The following is a 1,058-nucleotide window of genomic DNA, read 5'->3' as shown; positions in this document are numbered from 1 at the left end:
CGGGCGATTTTTTATAGCCCGGATAATGCGGCGTTTCAATTTTATGAATTAGGTAAAAATCCGATAGCAGGGCCGGGCACGGATTATAAAATAAGTTTTTCCAGTCATAACCTGCCGGTCGATTTGATAGAAAATGACCCGCTGAGTTTTATTGCCTCGTCATTATTTCAGCGGGGGGATCTGAATCATTTACCGCGGACAGATTATATTCTTACTCTGACGCAATGCTACGGCCAGCCCTTTGCCCAGCGTTCATTCTCTTTGCCGGACGATAAAGTGAAAGCATTGTTATTGGGCACGGTGGATGCCCTTGACACGAAAATTCATGTTTTGCCGCAATATGAATGGACGATTGATATAACCCTAGGGGCAGAGCAGGAAATACAGGAAAGAAGCGCGGAAGAGAGAAAAGCGGAAGCGCTAGAGAAAAGAAAAAAAGCCAATCCGAACGCGAAAAAGCCGGGTCAAAACTGGCATAAACACACGGCGGGTTATGAATTAACCAATACATTAAATATCGAAGGAAGTTTTGCTTACACCGTGGGACCTTATTCACGCACGCTGACCCGTGAACTGAAAAAAGAATTTAAAGAAAAACGCCATAAACTGGGTTTATTGAATAAAAGCAGTCAGGCGGTAGAGACCTTGCAAAAACTGTTTTCCAGTGAGGGCAGTCAGGAAATAAAACTGCTGAAAACGGAAATCCAGACGCCGGAAATAAAATTAGGCGGCGGCAGTAAACTGGTGAATGCCACGCATGGCAATGGGGCATATTTTGAGCATGCCGTTGAGGTGGCGTTATCGCCGCTGATTGGGGTGAAATTGCAGGTGGATTTAATTCAGGCATTTGCCACGGAATTCGGTGCGGAGAAATTAATTGCCTTAATTCGGGAGCAGGGATTAAAGGGCAAGGAGGCAGTAGAAGCAGGGCGGAATGGGGCTTATCTGGGGGCGCAATTAGATATGATTCTGGAGGGCGCGTTAAATCTGTCATTTAAATATGCCAGCAATGAGGAGAGGGAAATGGAATTTCAACTGGGGGATATGGTGAAAGGGAC

The 1,058-nt window shown here is 45.7% G+C and carries 1 protein-coding gene; it reads left to right on the top strand.

Translation table 11 applies throughout. The features are described from left to right. On the top strand, window positions 1-1,058 hold a 1,058-nt coding region (locus tag EAE89_RS22985), incomplete at both ends, for a hypothetical protein (protein WP_214086667.1).

This window comes from Photorhabdus heterorhabditis, from assembly GCF_018448905.1.
Lineage (GTDB): Bacteria > Pseudomonadota > Gammaproteobacteria > Enterobacterales > Enterobacteriaceae > Photorhabdus > Photorhabdus heterorhabditis.
The sequence above is the reverse complement of the archived record's forward strand: the minus strand, read 5'-3'. Positions and strand labels throughout refer to the sequence as shown.